The organism is Micromonospora sp. I033 (genome assembly GCF_053890995.1).
Genome location: NZ_JBSSLX010000014.1, coordinates 25,278 through 43,461, shown reverse-complemented (window position 1 = coordinate 43,461; position 18,184 = coordinate 25,278). Strand labels below are relative to the sequence as shown.

Sequence of the window (18,184 nt, the reverse complement as noted above, 5' to 3'; positions counted from 1 at the left end):
GACGTTGGGCGCGATCGCGAGAGGTTAGCCGGGCGCCGTGGGAACCGGGCCCGTGGGTACCGGGACCTGGGACGCGATGCCGCCGGTGATCGGGCGAACGGCGGTGCCCACGGCAGGTAAGCGTGTGGCAGGCTGCGCACCATGTCAATGCCGGAAGTTGAGGCGATGGCGCGTCCGGACGGGCCGCCGGCGGTCGGGGACGGGCCCGGGCCGGTGGTGCGGTGGCTGCGGGCCGACCGCGTACGGGCCGTCGCGATCCTCCTGATCGTGGTGGCCGTCGCCTGGCGCGCCGGCATCGCCACCCGTGGCTGGTTCTCCCAGGACGAGTTCGTCATCGCCGCCCAGGCCAGCGCCGCGGATCTCACCGTCGACCACCTCCTGCGCACCTTCAACAACCACCTCATGCCGGGTGGTCTGCTGGTCGCGTGGCTGATGGTCCGGGCTGCCGGCTTCGCCACCTGGCCGTGGGTGCTGCTGCTGGCGGCCGGTCAGGCGGCCCTCGGCGTGGCCTTCTACCGGCTGCTGCGCGACCTGCTCCGGCCCGGGTGGGGGCTGCTGATCCCGCTCTGCATGGTGCTGTTCAGCCCGTTGACCCTGGAGGCGACCTCGCTCTGGCTGGTCGGGCTGTTGATGCTGCCGGTGCTGCTGGCGATGGTGCTGGCCGTCGCGGCGCAGGTCCGGTACGCCCGCACCGGCCGGTTGCGCCACCTGGTGGCGGTCGTCCTGTGGATCGCGTTCGGGCTCGCCTTCGACTCCAAGGCGCTGCTGATCGTGCCCCTGCTGTTCGCCCTGACCGCCTGCTTCTTCGCCGCCGGCGGCCCGACCCGGACCGTGGTGACCACCACCCGCCGGTACTGGCCGGCCTGGCTGGTGCTCACCGCCCTGTCGGCCGTCTACGTCGTGTTCTATCTCAGCCGGCCGGCGGGCGCGCTGAACCGGCCGGGGTCCGCGGGCGAGGTGCTGACCTTCATCGGTGACCTGGTCGGGGTCACGCTGGCCCCGGGCCTGCTCGGCGGCCCGTGGCGGTGGTCGTACGCCGGTGACGGCCCGCCGCTGGCCGACCCCTACGACGTCCCCATGTGGCTGTCCTGGGCGGCGCTGCTCACCCTGGTGGTGGTCACGGTCCGGTGGCGGCCGTCGGCGCTGCGAGCCTGGACGCTGCTGCTCTCGTACGTCGCCATGGTCGCCCTGCTCTTCGCCGCGACCCGGCTCGGCGGCGTGCTCAGCCCGCTGGCCGGCCTGGTCCCCAGGTACGTCGCCGACGTGGTGGTGGTCGCCGCGCTCTGCGTCGGGGTCGCCCTGCTCGGGCGCTCGGACGCCGAAGAGGGCGACGTGGCCTCGTGGCCGTTGCCGACGGTGCTGCGCGAGCCGGGCGCCTTCGCCGTCGGCCTGGTCGCCATGATCATGGTCATCGCGACGGTCGGCGTCGGCACGCTGTGGAGCATCGCCCGGTTCGGCGACAACTGGCGTACCAAGCACGGGCGGGACTACCTCGCCACCGCCCAGACCGACCTTGCCACCGCGCCGCCCGACACCGTCTTCCTGGACGACATCGTTCCGGACCGGGTGGTGGCCGGCTACTTCTGGCCGGACAACCTCCAGTCGCACTTCTTCCGGCCCGCCGAGTTGAAGCCCAGGTTCGTGACGGAGGCCGAGAACCCCTCGACGTTCGACGACACCGGCCGGATCCGGCCGGCGACCGTGCAGGGCCGGCGCATCCTTCCCGGGCCGAACGACGACTGCGGCCACCAGATCGCCGGCGGCGCGACGACGCGCATCCCGCTGGAGGGGCCGGTGCCGGAGTGGCCGTGGGTCGTCTACTTCGGCTACCTCAGCTCAGGTGACGCGACGGTCACCTTCCGGCTCGGCGAGGCCAGCCACGAGTTCGCCGTGCGGCGGGGCCTCAACCAGGTCTACTTCCCGCTGGAGGGGGGCGGCCCGGCCGTGGAGGTGACCGTCGCCGACCCGTCGGTGGTGATCTGCACCAAGGCGATCACCGTCGGCGACCTCGTGCCGGCCCGCTGACCCGCGGTCGCCGCCTCCCGCCATGTCCGTTCCGACCGGCCCGACCCGCCGCGAGCGCTGGCTGCTGTACGCGGTCGCCGGCACCGTCGCCGCGGTGGTGCTCGCCCCGCTCGCGGCACCGGGTTACGCCCTGCTGTTCGACATGGTGTTCGTGCCACGGCAGCCGCTGACCTGGCAGCTCGTCGCGCCGGCGGACAGCCTGCCCCGGGCCGTGCCGATGGACGCCGTCGTCTCGCTGGTCACCCAGGTCGTTCCGGGGTGGCTGGTGCAGCGGCTGGCGCTGGGCGCGGCCGTGGTGTTCGCCGCCGTCGGCGCCGGCTACCTGGTGCCGACGGACCGGCGGGCCACCCGGGTGGTCGCCGCGGTGGGCTACGCCTGGACGCCGTACCTGGCGGAGCGGCTGCTGATCGGCCAGTGGGGGCTGCTGCTGGCGTACGCCGCACTGCCCTGGATCGTGCGGACCGCGCTGCGGGTGCGCGCCGGTCAGGCTGGCGCGCTGCCCCGACTCGTGCTCGCCGCGGCACCCGCCGCGATCACCCCGACCGGCGGCCTGCTGGCGTTCGCGGCGGTGGCGCTGCTGGTCCCGGGGCGTGGCCGGCGTCGGTCGGCGCTCCTCGCGGTGGGCGCGCTGCTGGCACTGAACGCGCCGTGGCTGGTGGCGGCCCTGGCGACCGGCGCCGGGGGCACGTCCGACCCGGCCGGCGTGCAGGCGTTCGCCGCCCGCGCCGAGAACTGGGCCGGACCGCTGGCGGCGCTCGCCGGCACCGGCGGCATCTGGAGCGCCCAGGCCACCCCGGGCAGCCGGGCAGGGGCCCTGGTCCCGCTGACGACGCTGGTCCTGCTGCTGGTGGCCGCGGTCGGTGCCGGCCCGCTGCGCCGGCGGCTGCCCGCGGGGGTGGGGCTCCGGTTGGGCGTGCTCGCCGCGGGTGGCCTCCTGCTGGCCGCCCTCGGCGTGCTGCCGGGCACGGCCGACGCGCTGCGCTGGGCGGTGCTGCACGTGCCGGGCGCCGGCCTGCTCCGCGACGGTCAGAAGTTCCTCGCCGGGTACGCCCTGCCGCTCGTGCTCTGCGCGGCCCTGGGGGTGGAGCGGCTGGTGTCCCGGTGGGACCGGGACCTGGCCCTGCTGATGCTGGCCGGGGCGGCGTTGCTGCCGGTCGCCGTGATGCCGGACCTGGCCTTCGGCGGCGCGGGACGGCTGCGGCCGGTCAGCTATCCCGCCGACTGGCGTCTCGTCGCGGCGGTCACCGCCGAGGAGCCGGGTGTGGTCCTGGCCCTGCCGCTCAGCGCCTACCGGGCCTATCCGTGGAATCCGGACCGGTTGGTGCTGGACCCGCTGCCCCGCTACCTTCCCGCCGAGGTGCTCACCGACGACACGCTCCGGGTCGGCGACATCACGGTGGCCGGGGAGAACCCGAGGATCCGCGAACTGCGGCGGCTGCTCCGGGACGGCCGGCCGGTGGCCGGGACCGGGGTGCGCTGGGTGGTGGTGCAGCGCGGCTCGACGGACGCGGTCGACCCGGCCTGGCTCGCCGGTCTCGAGAAGGTCTACGAAGGACCCGCGCTGACCCTCTACCGCGACCCGACGGCGCCGCCGGTATGGCGCCGGAGCCGGCTGGATCCGGGGCGTTGGGCGGCCGTGGGCGCCCTCGTCGGCGCCCTCCTGGTGGTCGCGTTTGCTGCCCTTTCGGTGCTACGCCGCCGGGCCTACTCCGTGGTAACGTCCCGCTCGCATATTTCGACAGGGGAGGATTGGCATGCGTAAAGCCCTCACGCTGCTGGTGTCGGGCCTGGTTGCAGCACTGCTCGGGGTCTTGGCACTCGGCGGGCTCGCCGCTGCCGCCACCGCCAGCGCCGCCGAGGCGCGGGACAGCGCCAAGAGCGCCCGCGAGGCGGCGCAGAAGGCCGGCAAGCCGGACCCCTTCACGCCCGTGATCTACGGAACCAGGTAACAGGCCTCTGCCGGCCGCTCTCCGGCCCTGGCCACGGCACCCGTCGTGACCAGGGCCGCAAACCGTTCACCAGCCGCCGGCCAGGTGAACGACGCGGCGTGCGCCCGGGCCGCCGCCCCCGTCCGCTGCCGCATCTCGTCGTCGCGCAGCAGGTCCCGCACCTTGGCGATGTAGTCGTCGACGTCCTCGGCGAGCAGCCCGGTGCGTCCGTCGACCACGGCCTCGGCGACACCGCCGGCGTTCCGGAACGCCACCGTCGGAGTGCCCGCGGCACCGGCCTCCACGATGGTGAGTCCCCAGCCCTCCTTCAGGGAGGGGGTCAGGGCCACCCAGGCCGCGGCGAGCAGGTCCGCCTTCTCCTCCTCCGTCACGAAGCCCCGGAACTCGACGCGGTCGGCGATGCCCAGCTCCTCGGCGAGCTGGCGCAGGTGTGCCTCCCACCAGCCCTGACCGGCGACGACCAGCCGCAGTCCGGGCAGCTCGCCGGCGAGGGCCGCGACGGTGCGCAGGGCCACTTCGACCCGCTTGTGCGGAACGAGCCGGCCGAGCGCCACGAGCAGCGGGTACGGTGCCCGACCGGCGTCCGTGGGGGGCAGCTGCGGGGTGCCGTTGTGCACCACCGTGACCCGCTCCGGGGCCACCCCGAGGGTGGCCAGCTCGGCGCGGGTGGCCTCGGAGACGGTGACGTACCGGCAGTGCCGGTAGACGCGGACGGCGAGCCGTGACTCCACCCACCAGCCGAACCGGGCCGCCCGTGGGCCCAGCACCACCGGCCACTGCTGGCGGTGGACGTGGTGGACGAGCATGAGCACCGGCCGGCGGCTCCAGAGCGGGGCGAGGAACGGCAGGCCGTTGCAGACGTCGACCAGCACCTGCGGGCGGCGTCCGCACCGCCGCGCCGAGAGCGGGCCCAGGCCGACGAGCCCGGCGAGGTAGGAGAGCGCCGCCCAGGCGTAGACCGTGTGGCGGCCGCCGCGGCGGACCAGCCGAACGCCCGCCTCGTTGGTCTCCTCGGCGGGAGCCGCCTGGTGTGCCGCGCAGAAGACCGTGACCTGGTGCCCGTGCCTGACCAGCTCGGCGGCGACCCGCTCGATGTAGACCTCGGAGCCACCGCCCTCGGGGTTGCGGGTGTCCCGCCAGTTCAGGAACAGCACATGCCTCGGAGTGCCGGCAGGGTGCACGCGATTCCTACTCTCAAGTAATTTAGCGACGCGCGTCACACTAGGGGCTCGGAGTCGGCGTGGGCAATGGCCGTTGGGCCATCGCTACTCAGCGTGCGGTGCCGACTGCCGGGACCGACCGGTCCTCCGCCGGTGCGGCCGGGCGGCGCGCCCGTCGCTGGCTGCCGAGCAGCTGGAGCGGCCGTTCGATGCCGTAGTAGCTGACGGTGGCGTAGGCGAGCCCGCCGGCCATGGTGAGCGCGAACGTGCTGACCAGGCCGCCGGTGAAGAGCGGGCGCTGGTCCACCACGTAGATGACCTCCAGCACCAGCGGGTGCCAGAGGAAGAGGCCGTACGACACGGCACCGAGCCACCGGGCCGGTGCGGCGCCCAGCGCGACCTGGATCCGGCTGGGCCGCCCGAACGCGACCGGCACCAGGATCAGCACCGCGACCGCCAGGTAGAGGGTGAGCTTCACGGCGAACGCCGCGGGGGACGGCTCGGTGAGGTCCCGGGGCCCGGCCACCGGGGTGGTGGCGATCGCGAGCAGCCCGACCGCCGCGGTCCAGCAGGCCACCGGGGCGGCCGCGAGGTCGTCGAGGATGCGGAAGGCGGCAGGGGCGGTGCCGGTGCGCAACGCCACGTGCGCGGCCGCCAGCGCCATGCCCGCGCCGAACCACCCGCCGTACGCGGGCAGCCACGTCGTGTGCAGCCCCATGTCGAGCCAGCCGAGGGCCATGGCCACCAGCCAGCCCGCCGTGACGAGCAGGCCGCCGCAGGCGGCGAGCACGGTCCGTACGGGCCGCCAGGTCCGGCCGGTGGCCGGCACCGCGATCAGCGGGAGGATGAGGTAGAACGCGACCTCCGTGGCCAGGCTCCAGGTCTGGCTGAGCCCGTTGCGCAGCAGCCCGGGGGCGTAGATCTGGGTGAAGGTCAGATGGTGCAGCCAGTCGGCGGCCGGGGCCGGCCGGTTCTGCGGCAGCACGATCAGGCAGGTCACCACCGTCAGCCAGTACGCCGGCAGGATGCGCAGCGCACGCCGCCACAGGTAGCGGCCGGTGGCCGGCCGGGGCCGACCGGTCGCGACGCTGAGCGCCCAGGGCCGGAACAGCAGGAAGCCCGAGAGCACGAAGAAGATCGCCACCCCGACGTCCAGGCGCGCCAGCCAGCCTCCCCACTCGGCGTTGCCGGTCGCGCCCGTGTGGAAACCGACGTGGTGCGCGACGACGGCGGTCGCGCCGAGGGCGCGGAGCGCGTCCAGGGCGGGCAGCCGGGCGCCAACCGTTGGCTCTGGTGCCGATGACACGGCGGCTGAGGACATCTGGACATCCAGGGGGTCGCGGTGGAGGTAACCGAGCGGTAACCTGCCGGCCATGGTAGGGATCGGACGGCCCGTACGACAGGCGTCGGGGCGGCAGGTTACAGGAGGATGAGTGAAGCTTCGTGTGGGCGCCGCGCTCTTCGGGCTCGGCGTCTTGTTGCTGGTCATCGCAGTCGGGCTGCCGTTGTACCTCGCGCCCTCGGTGACCAAGCTTCCCTATGACCTCGACCGGACGACGTCGAGGGCGGAGGCGGTCGACGCCCGCGCCCTCAAGGTCACGGTCGCGGGGGACACGGTCAGCATCGAGGTTCCGCAGGCGACGCTCGTGTCGACCGTCGAGGTGATCCCCCAGCCGGAGGACACCGCCGATCGGCTGCCCAAGGAGCTCGCCGGCAAGGCGGTCATCTGGGACGTCTACCAGACCGTCAAGAACTCCAACGGAGAGGTGTTCAGCCAGTACAGCACCGAGCTGGCTCTCGACCGGGCCAGCGGCGCCGCCGCCGACTGGGACGAGCAGTGGTTGAACGAGAGCGGCGCGGAGCAGACGCCGGTCGGCAACGTGGCCTACGAGGGTCAGGTCTACAAGTTCCCCTTCGACACCAAGAAGAAGGAGTACGCGGTCTTCGACCGTGACCTGAAGCGGGCCACGCCGGCCAAGTTCACCGGCACCGAGGACGTCAAGGGCATCGAGGCCTACCGGTTCGAGCAGCGGATCGAGAACGAGACGCTGAACACCCCGGAGAGCAACGTCAAGACGCTGATCGGCCGCTTCGCGCCCGGAGCCACGAGCGGGAAGGTGGTCTACAGCAACACCCGTACGCTCTGGGTGGACCCGGTCACCGGCGCCTACCTCAATGTGCGGGAGCAGCAGCACAAGGAGTTCCGGCCGGACAGCGGGCCGACCACCGTGCTGCTCGACGCGGACTTCAAGTACACCGAGGACACCGTCGCCAAGAGCGTGGAGACGGCCAAGGGCAACCGCTTGAAGATCGGCATGGTCCGGACGTACGTGCCCATCGGCGCTGGTGTGCTGGGCGTGCTCGCCCTGCTGGCGGGCATGCTGCTGGTGCTGCGCAGCAACGGCGGCGACGCGACCGCGCGGCACCGGCTCGCCGAGACGCCCGCCGGTGGCCCGTCGAGTGACGAGGCGCCCGCCGGTGGCCCGTTGAGCGACGAGATCCCGCCGGCGTCGACGAACTGGCGCGCCGACGAGGAGTCGACGGTGCCGGCCCAGCGGCCGGGCCTGGAGGACGAAGCCGAGAAGCGCTGACGCGGAGCACGTCGGGGCGGGTCGACCGGTGGTCGACCCGCCCCCGCTCTGTGTCGTCATGATGGGCGGCGTTATCGAATCGTGACGCGTCGATGGTTTGAACGCGCAAGGTGACGGCGGGCGCCGGAGCGCGCCCGATTCGCGGGCTTTCCTCCGCTGTCGATCGACTCGGTCGGCTGCGGACGGTGAGCGCGGAGGTGGCGCGCCGGTCGATGGGTTACCTGTGAGTAATGTTGCCCCTTGTGACGTACGCCTCGGCGGGTGCACCATCAGACGCGCGTTCGTTACCGGCTGGTAACAGTCGCCGCGGCCCGGCCCGGGCGCCCGTCGACCAGCCACCCCGAGGAGCGCCGGCCCACCGAGGAGGAATCTGTGCAGACTGAGAACCCCGGACGTACCAGGTGGCGGCGCTTCGCCGCGATGATGGTGCCCGCGACCGCAGCCGCCGGCGCCATCCTGTTCGGCATGTCGACCGGAGCGATCGCCTCCGACATCACCGTCTCCGGCCAGACCTTCAAGATCAGCGCTGACCGGCTCGAGGGCGACGGCTTCAAGCAGTACGGCGGCATCGTCAAGGAGAAGGACGGCACCGTCCACCCGGTCGCCCTCGCCGAGATCACCGAGGCCGACCTCTACAAGCTCTGCCAGTCGGTCCGCGCCGACCTGCCGGGGATGCCCGTGGTGCTCACCATCAACGCCGGTGAGGGCAAGGAGCCCGCCAAGGCCAAGGACCTGCTGATCGCGATGGACAGCCTGGACGGCAACGCGACCTTCGGCAACATCAAGATCGGCCGGGACGCGTCCGACCTGAACCCCACGGCGCGCACCGGGTCGTTCGGGCAGAACGCCGAGGAGGTCACCATCACCAACCTGGAACAGGTCTCCCGCTACACCACCGCCTCCACCTTCAACCTGGTGGGCCTGCGACTCAAGGTCAACGTCGGGGACGCGGCCAAGAACAAGGAATGTTTCTGAGCTGAACCGCGGGCCTGCGGCGCGCGATGGCCGCAGGCCGTTCCCGTCCCTCGTTTCCGCTCAGCCAGGAGGAGCACGTGACGAACGCTGATCCGCGACCCGTCCGCGCCGGTGGTGCCGGCCGGTTGTGGCGGGGCTTCCGCCGCTGGCGGCGGACCCGGCCGTTCTGGGGCGGGCTCTTCACCGTGCTGGCCGGGGTGGAGATGTTCGCCTCCACCCGGATGACCCTCAACGGCTTGAGCTTCCACAGCGGATCCACCGGGCTCTACTCGCTGCTGATCCCGGTCATCCTGCTCACCTGCGGGCTGCTGCTCTGGTTCAGCCCGGGACAACGGCTGTTCTACTCGATCGTCGCGGTGGTCACGACGGTCTACTCGCTGATGGGGCTCAACCTCGGCGGCTTCTTCCTCGGCCTGCTGCTCGGCATCATCGGCGCCGCCCTCGGTTTCGCCTGGACGCCGACCGAGCGGCCCGCCGGCGACCCCACCGCCGGTCCGGGCGGCGGCCAGCCGATCGCCGAGGTGTCACCGGACGGGCGGAGCGCCGTCGGCGCCGAGGCGCCGGGGGCCGGCCCGGACGGCACGCCGGAACCACCCGCGGCCTCGCGCGATCCCCACAACTTCGCGGTGGCGGCGCTGGTGGTGCTCGGCCTCTCCGCCACGGCGCTGGTGGCCACCGACCCACAGCCGGTACGCGCGGCCGCGGCGGCGCCCGCCGTCACGACCCCGGCCGGCTGCCCGAAGCCGCCGGTGGGAGCCGCCACTCCGTCGCCCTCGCCCAGCGCCGCCACCCCGACGCCGACGGCCAGCCCGAGTCCGTCGGCGGAGCCCAGCTCGGACGGCAACATCCTCACGGACATCCTGGACGGCATCGGCGACCTGTTCACCGGCGGTCGGCGGGCCGCGTCGACCGAGCCGTCGGCGAGCCCGAGCCCGAGCGTCCCCGCGACCGGGCCGTCCCGCACCCCGGCCGCGGCGACCCCGACCGCAACCGGGTCGGGCCGCGCGGCTCCCACTTGCGCCCCGGCGAAGCCGGGCGGGCCCCGCAAGGTGGAGGCGGGCCGGCTGATGCCGAAGATCGCCCCCGAGCCGGGGCAGCCGGAGGTGGCCCGGCAGCCGTCCAAGCTGACCGGCTCGAAGGTCACCATGACCGGGCTGCGGTTCGAGGGGATCGTGGACCTGCCGACCGCCGGCGGTTCCCTGAAGGCGCTGAAGTTCGGCATGAGCAAGGCGGTGACCGAGGACTTCCAGCTCGTGACGGACGGGCCGGCGGGCCGCAGCCAGCGATACGTGACCGACCAGCTCACGGTCGAGGGCGACGTCGCCTTCTACGCCACCCGGTTCGTCGGCAGGCTGCTCGGCATCAAGATCACCCTGACGCCGGACCTGCCGTTCCCGGACGGCATCCCGGTCACCTCGCCGATCCCGATCACCTTCACCGATCCGGTGATCGACCTGGCGTTCGTGGACAGCGACAGGCTCACCGCTCGGCCGGCGCTCAGGCTCGACCTGGCCTGACCCGTACGCGAAACGGCCGGGAGCCGGAGGATCCCCTCCGACTCCCGGCCGTCGTCGTTCGTTCAGAGCCGGGCCAGGGCCCGGCGCAGCGGGTCGAGCCCGAGCGAGCCCAGGTCGAGGGCCTGGCGGTGGAACTCCTTGAGGTCGAAGTCGGCGCCCTTGCGGGCCTTCGCCTCCTCCCGGGCCTGGAGCCAGATCCGCTCGCCCACCTTGTACGAGGGGGCCTGCCCCGGCCAGCCCAGGTAGCGGTTCAGCTCGAAGCGCAGGTTCTCGTCCGGCACCCGGCAGTGCGCCCGCATGAACTCCCAGCCCAGCTCCGGGGTCCAGCGCTCGCCCGGGTGGAAACCGAACGGGTTGTCGGCCGGGATCTCCAGCTCCAGGTGCATGCCGATGTCGACGATCACACGGGCGGCCCGGAACGCCTGCCCGTCGAGCATGCCGAGCTTGTCGCCCGGGTCCTCCAGGTAGCCCAGCTCGTCCATCAGCCGCTCGGAGTAGAGCGCCCAGCCCTCGCCGTGCCCGGAGACCCAGCAGAGCAGCCGCTGCCAGCGGTTGAGCAGGTCGGCGCGGACGGCGGTCTGGGCGACCTGGAGGTGGTGACCCGGCACGCCCTCGTGGTAGACGGTGGTCACCTCGCGCCAGGTGGAGAAGTCGGTGATGCCCTGCGGCACCGCCCACCACATCCGGCCCGGCCGGGAGAAGTCCTCGCTCGGGCCGGTGTAGTAGATGGCGCCGTCGCTGGTCGGCGCGAGGCAGCACTCGATCCGGCGGACCTGCTCCGGGATGTCGAAGTGGGTGCCGTGCAGCTCGCTGATCGCCTTGTCGGCGAGCGCCTGCATCCAGTCCCGGAACGCCTCCTTGCCCTGGATGGTCCGGGCCGGGTCGGCGTCGAGCGCACGCACGGCATCATCGATGCTGGCACCGGGACCCGCGATGCGTCCGGCGACGGTTCGCATCTCACCCTCCAGGCGGGCCAGCTCGGCGAAACCCCAGGCGTACGTCTCGTCGAGGTCGACCCGGGCGCCGAGGAAGTACTGCGAGGCCAGCTCGTAGCGCTCCCGGCCGGCGGCCTGCTTCTGCCGGCCCTGCGGGGCCAGCTCGGTGCGGAGGAACTGCCCGAACTCGGCGGTGGCCGCCGTCGCGGCGGCCGCGCCCTTGCGCAGCTCCGCACCGAGCGCGCCCTCGGCGCCGAGCCGCTCGGCCAGGCCGTGGAAGAAGTTGTCGCCGTTCGGGTCGACCCAGATGTCGCACTGCTTGGCGACCTCGACGAGCTGCACCTGCGAGCTGACCCGGCCGGCCGCCGCCGCCTCGCGCAGGGTGCGCTTGTAGCCCTCCAGCGCCCCGGCGAAGCGGTTGAGCCGGGCCGCCACGTTCGCCTTGGCGTCGTCGCCCTCGGTCGGCATGAGGTCGAAGACCATCCGCAGGTCGTGCAGCCCGCTGGCGATCACGTTGACCTCGCTGCTGGTCTCGCCGGCCTCGTAGCGGGCGAGCTCCAGGCCGAGGCGCTCCTGCATGGCCTCCTTGGCGGTCCGCTCCGACTCCGTGTCCGGCTCGGTCACGTCCAGGTCGGCCAGGGTGCGCCGGGTCAGCTCGGCGCGGGCCGTGTAGCCCTCCGGGGTGAGGTCGTCGAGCTGGTCGTCGTAGCCGGCGATGCCGACGTAGGTGGCGCCGGTCGGGCTCAGCGGAGCCCAGTCGGCCACGTAGCGGTTGGCGAGGTCATCGATTCGTCCCACGAGGCGACCCTACGTGACCGTGCCACCCCGTTGTCGACCATGTTTGCCGTGTCCGGTCTCCACCGCAGGGCGGTCGCTGTGGCGGTCGACACGGCGTCCGAATTTCGCGGGACTTCGTCGTACCCCTGCGGCAGAGTGTCAGGGGTGACAGCGGATATCACTCCTGACCGGGCGCCGTTGCGGAGCTGGCTGCCGGGGTTCCTCGCGCTCGGCGTGATCTGGGGTTCCAGCTTCCTCTTCATCAAGGTGGGGGTGGCCGAGCTGCACCCGCTGCACCTCACTCTCTACCGGGTGGCCACCGGCGCGGTGACGCTGCTGGTGGTGCTGGCCGTGCTGCGCGACCGGCTGCCCCGCGAGCCCCGGGTCTGGGCCCACCTGCTGGTGGTGGCCGCCTTCGGCGTCGCGCTGCCGTTCACCCTGTTCGGCTTCGGCGAGCAGCGGGTCGAGTCGATGCTCGCCGGCATCTGGAACGCCACCACGCCGCTGATCGTGCTGCCGCTGGCGGTGCTGGTGTTCCGCACCGAGCGGCTGACCGTGCGGCGCGCGGTCGGGCTGGGGCTGGGCTTCGCCGGCGTGCTGGTGGTGCTCGGCGTCTGGGAGGGCGTGGGCGGTTCGCACTTCACCGGCCAGCTCATGTGCCTCGGGGCGGCGGCCTGCTACGGGGTGGCCATCCCCTACCAGAAGAAGTTCATCGCGGGCAGTTCCTACTCCGGCCTGTCCCTGTCGGCGGCGCAGCTGCTGGTGGCGACCGCGCAGCTCGCGCTGCTCGCGCCGCTGGTGGCGGGCGCGCCGCCGGTGCCCACCGGGCTCTCCGCGAAGGTGGTGGCCTCCGTGCTGGCGCTCGGCGCGCTCGGCACCGGGCTGGCCTTCGTGATCAACATGCGCAACATCCGGGTCGCCGGGGCCAGCACGGCGTCCACCGTCACCTACCTGATCCCGGTGTTCGCGGTGCTGGTCGGCGCGGTGGTGCTCGGCGAGCGGATGAACTGGCACCAGCCGGTGGGCGCCCTGGTCGTGCTGCTCGGCGTGGCCGTCGCGCAGGGGATGCTCGGCAAGCGCCGGCCGCGTCCCGGGCCGGCCGCCGTTCCCGCGGCGCGCACCGTCGAGCCGGCCGCCCGGGGCTGACCCCTCAGCCGCGGCCGGCGGTCCACTTCACCAGGCGGTCGGCCTTCCAGGTGTTGACCACCCGGTTCGCCGGTACGCCGCAGAGCGCGGCGCGCTCGCAGCCGAAGCGCTGCCAGTCGAGCTGCCCGGGGGCGTGCGCGTCGGTGTTGACGGCGAACGTGCAGCCGGCCTCCAGGGCGCGGCGGATCAGCCGCTTCGGCGGGTCCTGCCGCTCCGGCCGGGAGTTGATCTCGACGGCCACGTCGTGCTCGGCGCAGGCCGCGAAGACCGCGTCGGCGTCGAAGTCGCTCTCCTTGCGCGTACGCGCCCGGTGCCCCCGGTCGCCCGGACCGGTCACCCCGGCCGGCCGCGAGGAGACCATCCGGCCGGTGCAGTGGCCCAGGATGTCCAGGTGCGGGTTGGCGATCGCGGCCAGCATCCGGCGGGTCATCTTCGCCCGGTCGTCGTTGAGACCGCTGTGCACCGAGCCGACCACCACGTCGAGCCGGGCCAGCAGCTCGTCCTCCTGATCCAGCGACCCGTCGGCCAGGATGTCCACCTCGATGCCGGTGAGGATGCGGAAGCCCTTCGGCAGCGCCTCGTTCACGGCGGCCACGTGGTCGAGCTGCTTGCGCAGCCGGTCCGCGGTGAGCCCCCGGGCCACCTTCAGCCGGGGCGAGTGGTCGGTGAGCACCACGTACTCGTGTCCCAGCTCGACCGCCGCCAGCGCCATCTCCTCGATCGGCGAGCCGCCGTCGGACCAGTCCGAGTGGGTGTGGCAGTCGCCGCGCAGCGCGTCCCGCAGCTTCGCCGCGGCCTCACCCAGGTCGGTGCCCTCGGTGGCGACCAGCCGGCGCAGGTAGACCGGCTCCTCGCCGGCCAGCGACTCGACCACGCAGCGGGCCGTGACGTCACCGACCCCGGACAGCTCGGTGAGCTTGCCGCCGCGGGCCCGCTCGGCCACCTCGCCGGCCGGCAGGGCGCCGAGCGCCTTGGCCGCCGACCGGAACGCCCGGACCCGGTAGGTGGCCTCGTTCGCCCGCTCCAGCAGGAACGCGATCCGCCGCAGGTCGGCGATGGGATCCCGGGCAGTCATGCCCTGCAACCTACGCGCCCGCGCCGCCCGCCGCGCGGCGCCGGGCGGGGTGTCGGGAGTGGACGCCGGTCAGCCGGCCGCGGCGGAACCGCTCGGCGCCTTCGGGCAGCCGTGCCGGCGCTGCCAGGCGGCCACCTCGGCGGCCGGCCCGCGGTTGCCCCGCCCGCGCCACGAGTCGAGGTACTTCGCCGGCCAGATCACGCCCCGCCGGATCCACCAGTCGTCGTGCCCGGTGCACTTCGGGGAGAGCCCGAAGTGCAGGTGGCAGACGTTGTTGGCGTTGCCGGTCCGGCCCACCTTGCCGAGCTGCTGACCGGCCCGCACGCGGACGCCGGCGTCGATGCCGGCGCTGATCACGCTCAGGTGCGACCCGTAGTAGCGGACCCCGTCGTCGCCGAGCAGCGAGACCGACAGCCCGCCGTTGTACGGCCCGAGCGGGCCCCGCCGGCTGAACCGGTCCACCCGGCTCACCTCGAGGATCACCCCGTCGGTGACCGCCACCACCGGCTCGCCGCAGTCGGCGAAGATGTCCGTCCCCGGGTAGCCGGAGTGGGTCGGGTGGTAGTCGACGTTGCCGGCGCGGACCGGGAAGACGTGCCGCGGCGCGGCGCGGCTCGCCGTCGGCGACGGTGTGGCCGGGGCGGCCGGTGCCGTCGGGCCCGCCGACGGCGTCGCGCCGGTGGGCTCGGCGGGCTGCGCTCCGGTGGCCGCCGCGCTGGGGCCCTGCCACGAGTTGCCCGGCCCCGCGGTGGGGCGGTCGCCCGGGCCGCAACCGGCGGCCAGCGCCGCCACGAGCAGCAGGACCGGGTACGCCGGGCGCGCACGGCGTCCGATCGATGGCGAGCGCATCCGGTCATCCTGACAGACCACTACCGTAGGGACGAACGCCGAGACAGGCCCGTCGCGAACGGTCGCTCTGCGTGACCTCGGTACGCCTACGGTCCGTGAAGGGAGCAGCGGTGACGAACGGGTGGCACGGCGTACCCGGTGAGCCCGGTGCGGGGCCGGTGCGCCCGCTGCCGCGTACCCCGTCGGGGCTCTTCCCGTCCGGGGCGCCGATGCGGCCGAGCTACCGCGAGCCGCATCCGGTCACCGGCGCCGGCGTCGCGGTCGGCGCGGTGACCGCCTTCGCCTGGCTGCTGCTGTTCGGCCTGCTCGGCCGGGACGTGCCCGGCTACGCCTGGTGGACGCTGTTCGCCGGCGGGCTGGCCTGGCTGGCCGCCGCGGTGCTGGTCCGCCACGGCGACCGGGGGGTGGCCACGGGGGTGGCGATCGTCACCGCGGGTGGCTGGAGCATCGCCGCGGCGATCGTCGCGGCGCGCTGGGCGCAGAGCGGCGACTGGCCGCTCTGGTGACCCTGCGTGCCGGTTTCACTGCGTAGCGAAGACCGTCTTGACGTACGCGCGGTGACGGTCCACGCTCGCGGTATGGCCTGGATCACCCCGCCGCGGCTCGACCCGGAACGGAGCCGCCGCCGCCTGCAACTCCTCGCCGAGTTGGCCGGTGCCCGCACGGTGCGGCAGCGCGTACGGCCGCAGCGGGCCCGCAGCGAGCGCCTGCGCGAGCTCATCGCCACCCGCCGGCGCATCGCCGGCTGACCGACTTTCTCCAGGAACGGCCGGCCCTTCGGGGCGTTGACCGGTCGCCTGCCGACCCGACCGGTTAACGTGCAACGCGTGACGAGTCGGCGTGCTGCCGAGGCCAAATTGGGGGGACCGTGTCGTACTTCGCTGCTGCCGTGGCGCGCGTCGAGGGCGCCTGGACCGCCGAAGAGGTGAACCTGCGCGGGGTCACCGACATCGAGGAGGTGGCCGACCGGCTGCGCGACGTCGAGCCGGACGCCGACCTCTCCCTGCTCTTCGTCGAGGCCGACGACACGTACCTGGTGATCCTGCGCCTCGACGAGGGGGAGGATCTGCGGGTCTTCGGCTCCGACTCGGCGTACGCGGAGGAGTCGCGGCTTGGCGCGCTGCTGGTCGGGGACCTGAAGACCTCGGTCACCGGCCTGGAGGACGCCGACGAGCCGCGGCCGGCCGCCGGTGGCGACGAGGAGACCGAGCAGCCGGCCGTGGACCCGGAGGCCGACCCGGTGGGCGACGCGGACATCCTCGCCGACCTGGGCATCCCGGCGCCGAAGCTGCTCGCCCTCTGCGGTCACGAGGGGATGATGCCGGCCGACGTCACCGCCGAGATCTGTCAGGTGCTCGGCTGCGCCGACGAGGTCGAGGAGCTGCGTGAGGTCTGAGCCGCCCGGACCGGCGTGGACCGGCGGGGCGGAGCCGGCCGACGCCACCGATCCGGCGCTGGAGACCGTACGCCCCGGGCAGCCCACCCCCGGCCGGCCGGCCCGGATCGGTCCGGGCGCGGACGAGGGGTTCGCCGACCTGGACGGCGTGGGCCGCCGGCAACGGCACGAGCTGTGGATGCGCCGGGCCCTGGAGGTCGCGGTGACCGGCCCGGACAGCGTGCCGGCCGACGGCGACGACGCGATCGAGGACGTCCCGGTCGGCGCGGTCGTCTACGGCCCGGACGGCGCCGAGCTGGCGATCGGCCGCAACGAGCGGGAGCTGACCGGCGACCCGACCGCGCACGCCGAGGTGCTGGCGCTGCGCCGGGCCGCCGAGCGGCTGGGCCGCTGGCGGCTGGAGGGCTGCACCCTGGTGGTGACCCTGGAGCCGTGCACCATGTGCGCGGGGGCGATCGCGCTGGCCCGGATCTCGACGGTGGTCTTCGGCGCGTGGGAGCCGAAGACCGGCGCCGTCGGCTCGCTCTGGGACGTGCTGCGCGACCGCCGCCTCACCCACCGCCCCGAGGTGTACAGCGGGGTGCGCGAGGCGGAGAGCGTCGCGCTGCTGCGCGCCTTCTTCCGCTGACCCCTGGCCCGCTCAGGCGGGTTGCGGGGCGGGACGCAGCAGGGTGGCGGCGACCGCGCGGGCGGCCTCGGTCCAGGCGGTGGGGCGCAGGGTGGCCGGGTCCAGCCGGACGATCGAGCGGGTGCCCTCGGCGTAGACCGTGGCGCCGTCCACCGAGCGGAACTCGAAGGCGTAGCGGGCGCTGCTGGTGCCGAAGTGCTCCAGCCAGAAGTGCACCGCGACCGGGCCGACCCCGGTGACCGGGGCCCGGTAGGTGATGGTGAACTCGCGGACCGCGTGGAACACGTCGGGGGCGCCGCGCAGGTCCCCGCGGAAGGCGACGCCGCGCTCGGCCCAGTACGGCGTGAGGGCGCGTTCCAGCAGCACCGCGTAGCGGGCGTTGTGCAGGATGCCCATGGCGTCCAGGTCGTCGAAGTGCACCGGGACGTGCTCGACGTGACCGAACTCGGCGGTGATCTGGCTCATGACGGGCCTTCCGGTAGCAGGGTCGGGTCCGGGCAGAGTGCCCGCAGCCGGTTCAGCAGGCCCTGGCGGGCGTGCCGGTAGGTGGCGTCCGGGTCGAGCAGCCGGGACCGCATGGCCGCGCTGATCCCCAGCGCGTCGACCTCGTACGCCAGCAGCGGCACGTCCAGGTCGGCGGGGAGTTCGCCGAGGTCGACGGCCTCCTGGACGAGGCGTTCGAGGAAGGTGGTCCACCGGCCGAACGCCTCGGCGAGCCGGTCCCGGACCGGGCCGGGGCGGGCGTTGTACTCGAACTCGGTGTTGGCGAAGAAGCAGCCACCGGGGAGCACCCGGGCGGCGTAGAACTCGATCCGGGCCTCGTGCAGCGCGCGCAGCCGGCGGACACCCCGGGGTGCGCGCAGGGCCGGGGCGGCGATTCGCTCCTCCCACTGCGCCACGGCGCGGTCGACGGTGGCGAGTTGGAGCGCCTCCTTCGAGCGCCAGTGCGCGAAGAGGCCGGACTTGCTGACCCCGAGCCGGTCGGCGAGCTGGGCGAGGGAGAGCCCGTCCAGGCCGACCTCGGTGGCCAGCGCCACGGCGGTGTCCAGCACCGCGGTGCGAGTGCGGTCGCCGCGGGCGACGCGGCCGTCGGAGGTCATGCGGGCAGCGTAACGGAAATAAGAACGACCGGTCGTATTCTTTTGTGTGACCCCGGTAACG

General features: G+C 73.7%; 17 protein-coding genes and 1 pseudogene. 11 read left to right on the top strand and 7 right to left on the bottom strand.

Annotation, left to right across the window (positions count from 1 at the left end; all coding sequences use genetic code 11):
• Window positions 1-147 precede the first annotated feature (147 nt).
• Genes ACW0Q9_RS04575 through ACW0Q9_RS04565 form a run of 3 tightly spaced genes read left to right on the top strand, consistent with a single transcriptional unit; the run spans window position 148 to window position 3,974 of the window.
• Window positions 148-2,025, top strand: coding sequence for a hypothetical protein (locus ACW0Q9_RS04575; protein WP_456178631.1), 1,878 nt, complete (start codon window positions 148-150; stop codon window positions 2,023-2,025).
• 22 nt (window positions 2,026-2,047) lie between these two features.
• Complete coding sequence (locus ACW0Q9_RS04570; protein WP_456178614.1) at window positions 2,048-3,787, top strand: hypothetical protein; 1,740 nt, start codon at window positions 2,048-2,050, stop codon at window positions 3,785-3,787.
• Window positions 3,780-3,974 (top strand): hypothetical protein, encoded by a 195-nt coding sequence (locus tag ACW0Q9_RS04565; protein WP_456178612.1) that lies wholly within the window; start codon window positions 3,780-3,782, stop codon window positions 3,972-3,974. The genes ACW0Q9_RS04570 and ACW0Q9_RS04565 overlap by 8 nt, the downstream gene beginning before the upstream one ends.
• Here the strand turns inward: ACW0Q9_RS04565 and ACW0Q9_RS04560 are convergent.
• Window positions 3,959-5,155 carry a glycosyltransferase family 4 protein gene (locus ACW0Q9_RS04560; protein WP_456178610.1) on the bottom strand — a complete coding sequence of 399 codons (1,197 nt, stop codon included), beginning with the start codon at window positions 5,153-5,155 and terminating at the stop codon, window positions 3,959-3,961. The genes ACW0Q9_RS04565 and ACW0Q9_RS04560 overlap by 16 nt on opposite strands.
• Before the next feature lie 88 nt (window positions 5,156-5,243).
• Window positions 5,244-6,455 (bottom strand): acyltransferase family protein, encoded by a 1,212-nt coding sequence (locus ACW0Q9_RS04555; RefSeq protein WP_456178608.1) that lies wholly within the window; start codon window positions 6,453-6,455, stop codon window positions 5,244-5,246.
• Window positions 6,456-6,567: 112 nt separating this feature from the next.
• Between ACW0Q9_RS04555 and ACW0Q9_RS04550 the strand changes: the two genes are divergently transcribed.
• The 3 genes from ACW0Q9_RS04550 to ACW0Q9_RS04540 all read left to right on the top strand — a co-directional run bounded on the left by ACW0Q9_RS04550 (window position 6,568) and on the right by ACW0Q9_RS04540 (window position 10,217).
• Complete coding sequence (locus ACW0Q9_RS04550; protein ID WP_456178607.1) at window positions 6,568-7,725, top strand: DUF3068 domain-containing protein; 1,158 nt, start codon at window positions 6,568-6,570, stop codon at window positions 7,723-7,725.
• Between the two features lie 420 nt (window positions 7,726-8,145).
• Window positions 8,146-8,700, top strand: a complete 555-nt coding sequence (locus ACW0Q9_RS04545; RefSeq protein WP_456178629.1) for a DUF6230 family protein — start codon at window positions 8,146-8,148, stop codon at window positions 8,698-8,700.
• A 77-nt stretch (window positions 8,701-8,777) separates the two neighbouring features.
• Window positions 8,778-10,217 carry a DUF6114 domain-containing protein gene (locus ACW0Q9_RS04540; protein ID WP_456178606.1) on the top strand — a complete coding sequence of 480 codons (1,440 nt, stop codon included), beginning with the start codon at window positions 8,778-8,780 and terminating at the stop codon, window positions 10,215-10,217.
• Window positions 10,218-10,279: 62 nt separating this feature from the next.
• Here the strand turns inward: ACW0Q9_RS04540 and ACW0Q9_RS04535 are convergent, their stop codons facing one another.
• Window positions 10,280-11,950 (bottom strand): DUF885 domain-containing protein, encoded by a 1,671-nt coding sequence (locus ACW0Q9_RS04535; protein ID WP_456178605.1) that lies wholly within the window; start codon window positions 11,948-11,950, stop codon window positions 10,280-10,282.
• A gap of 144 nt (window positions 11,951-12,094) precedes the next feature.
• Between ACW0Q9_RS04535 and ACW0Q9_RS04530 the strand changes: the two are divergent.
• Window positions 12,095-13,197, top strand: a pseudogene (locus tag ACW0Q9_RS04530) (DMT family transporter); the annotation flags it as partial.
• On the opposite strand, the gene ACW0Q9_RS04525 reads toward ACW0Q9_RS04530, so the two are convergent.
• Window positions 13,080-14,150 (bottom strand): PHP domain-containing protein, encoded by a 1,071-nt coding sequence (locus tag ACW0Q9_RS04525; protein ID WP_456178603.1) that lies wholly within the window; start codon window positions 14,148-14,150, stop codon window positions 13,080-13,082. The pseudogene ACW0Q9_RS04530 and the gene ACW0Q9_RS04525 sit on opposite strands and share 118 nt — an antisense overlap.
• Window positions 14,151-14,219: 69 nt before the next feature.
• Window positions 14,220-14,999, bottom strand: a complete 780-nt coding sequence (locus tag ACW0Q9_RS04520) for a M23 family metallopeptidase (RefSeq protein WP_456178602.1) — start codon at window positions 14,997-14,999, stop codon at window positions 14,220-14,222.
• A gap of 209 nt (window positions 15,000-15,208) precedes the next feature.
• Here ACW0Q9_RS04520 and ACW0Q9_RS04515 point away from each other — a divergent pair, with 209 nt between their 5' ends.
• From ACW0Q9_RS04515 to ACW0Q9_RS04500, 4 genes are all read left to right on the top strand, one after another.
• Window positions 15,209-15,505, top strand: coding sequence for a hypothetical protein (locus ACW0Q9_RS04515; RefSeq protein WP_456178627.1), 297 nt, complete (start codon window positions 15,209-15,211; stop codon window positions 15,503-15,505).
• A 72-nt stretch (window positions 15,506-15,577) separates the two neighbouring features.
• Window positions 15,578-15,748 (top strand): hypothetical protein, encoded by a 171-nt coding sequence (locus ACW0Q9_RS04510; RefSeq protein WP_456178601.1) that lies wholly within the window; start codon window positions 15,578-15,580, stop codon window positions 15,746-15,748.
• Between the two features lie 119 nt (window positions 15,749-15,867).
• On the top strand, window positions 15,868-16,395 hold the full coding sequence (locus ACW0Q9_RS04505) for a tRNA adenosine deaminase-associated protein (protein WP_456178600.1): 528 nt from the start codon (window positions 15,868-15,870) through the stop codon (window positions 16,393-16,395).
• Between the two features lie 178 nt (window positions 16,396-16,573).
• Complete coding sequence (locus ACW0Q9_RS04500) at window positions 16,574-17,023, top strand: nucleoside deaminase (protein ID WP_456178626.1); 450 nt, start codon at window positions 16,574-16,576, stop codon at window positions 17,021-17,023.
• A gap of 12 nt (window positions 17,024-17,035) precedes the next feature.
• Here ACW0Q9_RS04500 and ACW0Q9_RS04495 read toward each other — a convergent pair whose 3' ends face one another.
• Together ACW0Q9_RS04495 and ACW0Q9_RS04490 are read right to left on the bottom strand one after the other, a co-directional pair.
• Complete coding sequence (locus ACW0Q9_RS04495; RefSeq protein ID WP_456178598.1) at window positions 17,036-17,488, bottom strand: acyl-CoA thioesterase; 453 nt, start codon at window positions 17,486-17,488, stop codon at window positions 17,036-17,038.
• On the bottom strand, window positions 17,485-18,123 hold the full coding sequence (locus ACW0Q9_RS04490) for a TetR/AcrR family transcriptional regulator (protein ID WP_456178596.1): 639 nt from the start codon (window positions 18,121-18,123) through the stop codon (window positions 17,485-17,487). Before ACW0Q9_RS04490 ends, ACW0Q9_RS04495 begins: the two co-directional genes overlap by 4 nt.
• Window positions 18,124-18,184: the final 61 nt, after the last annotated feature.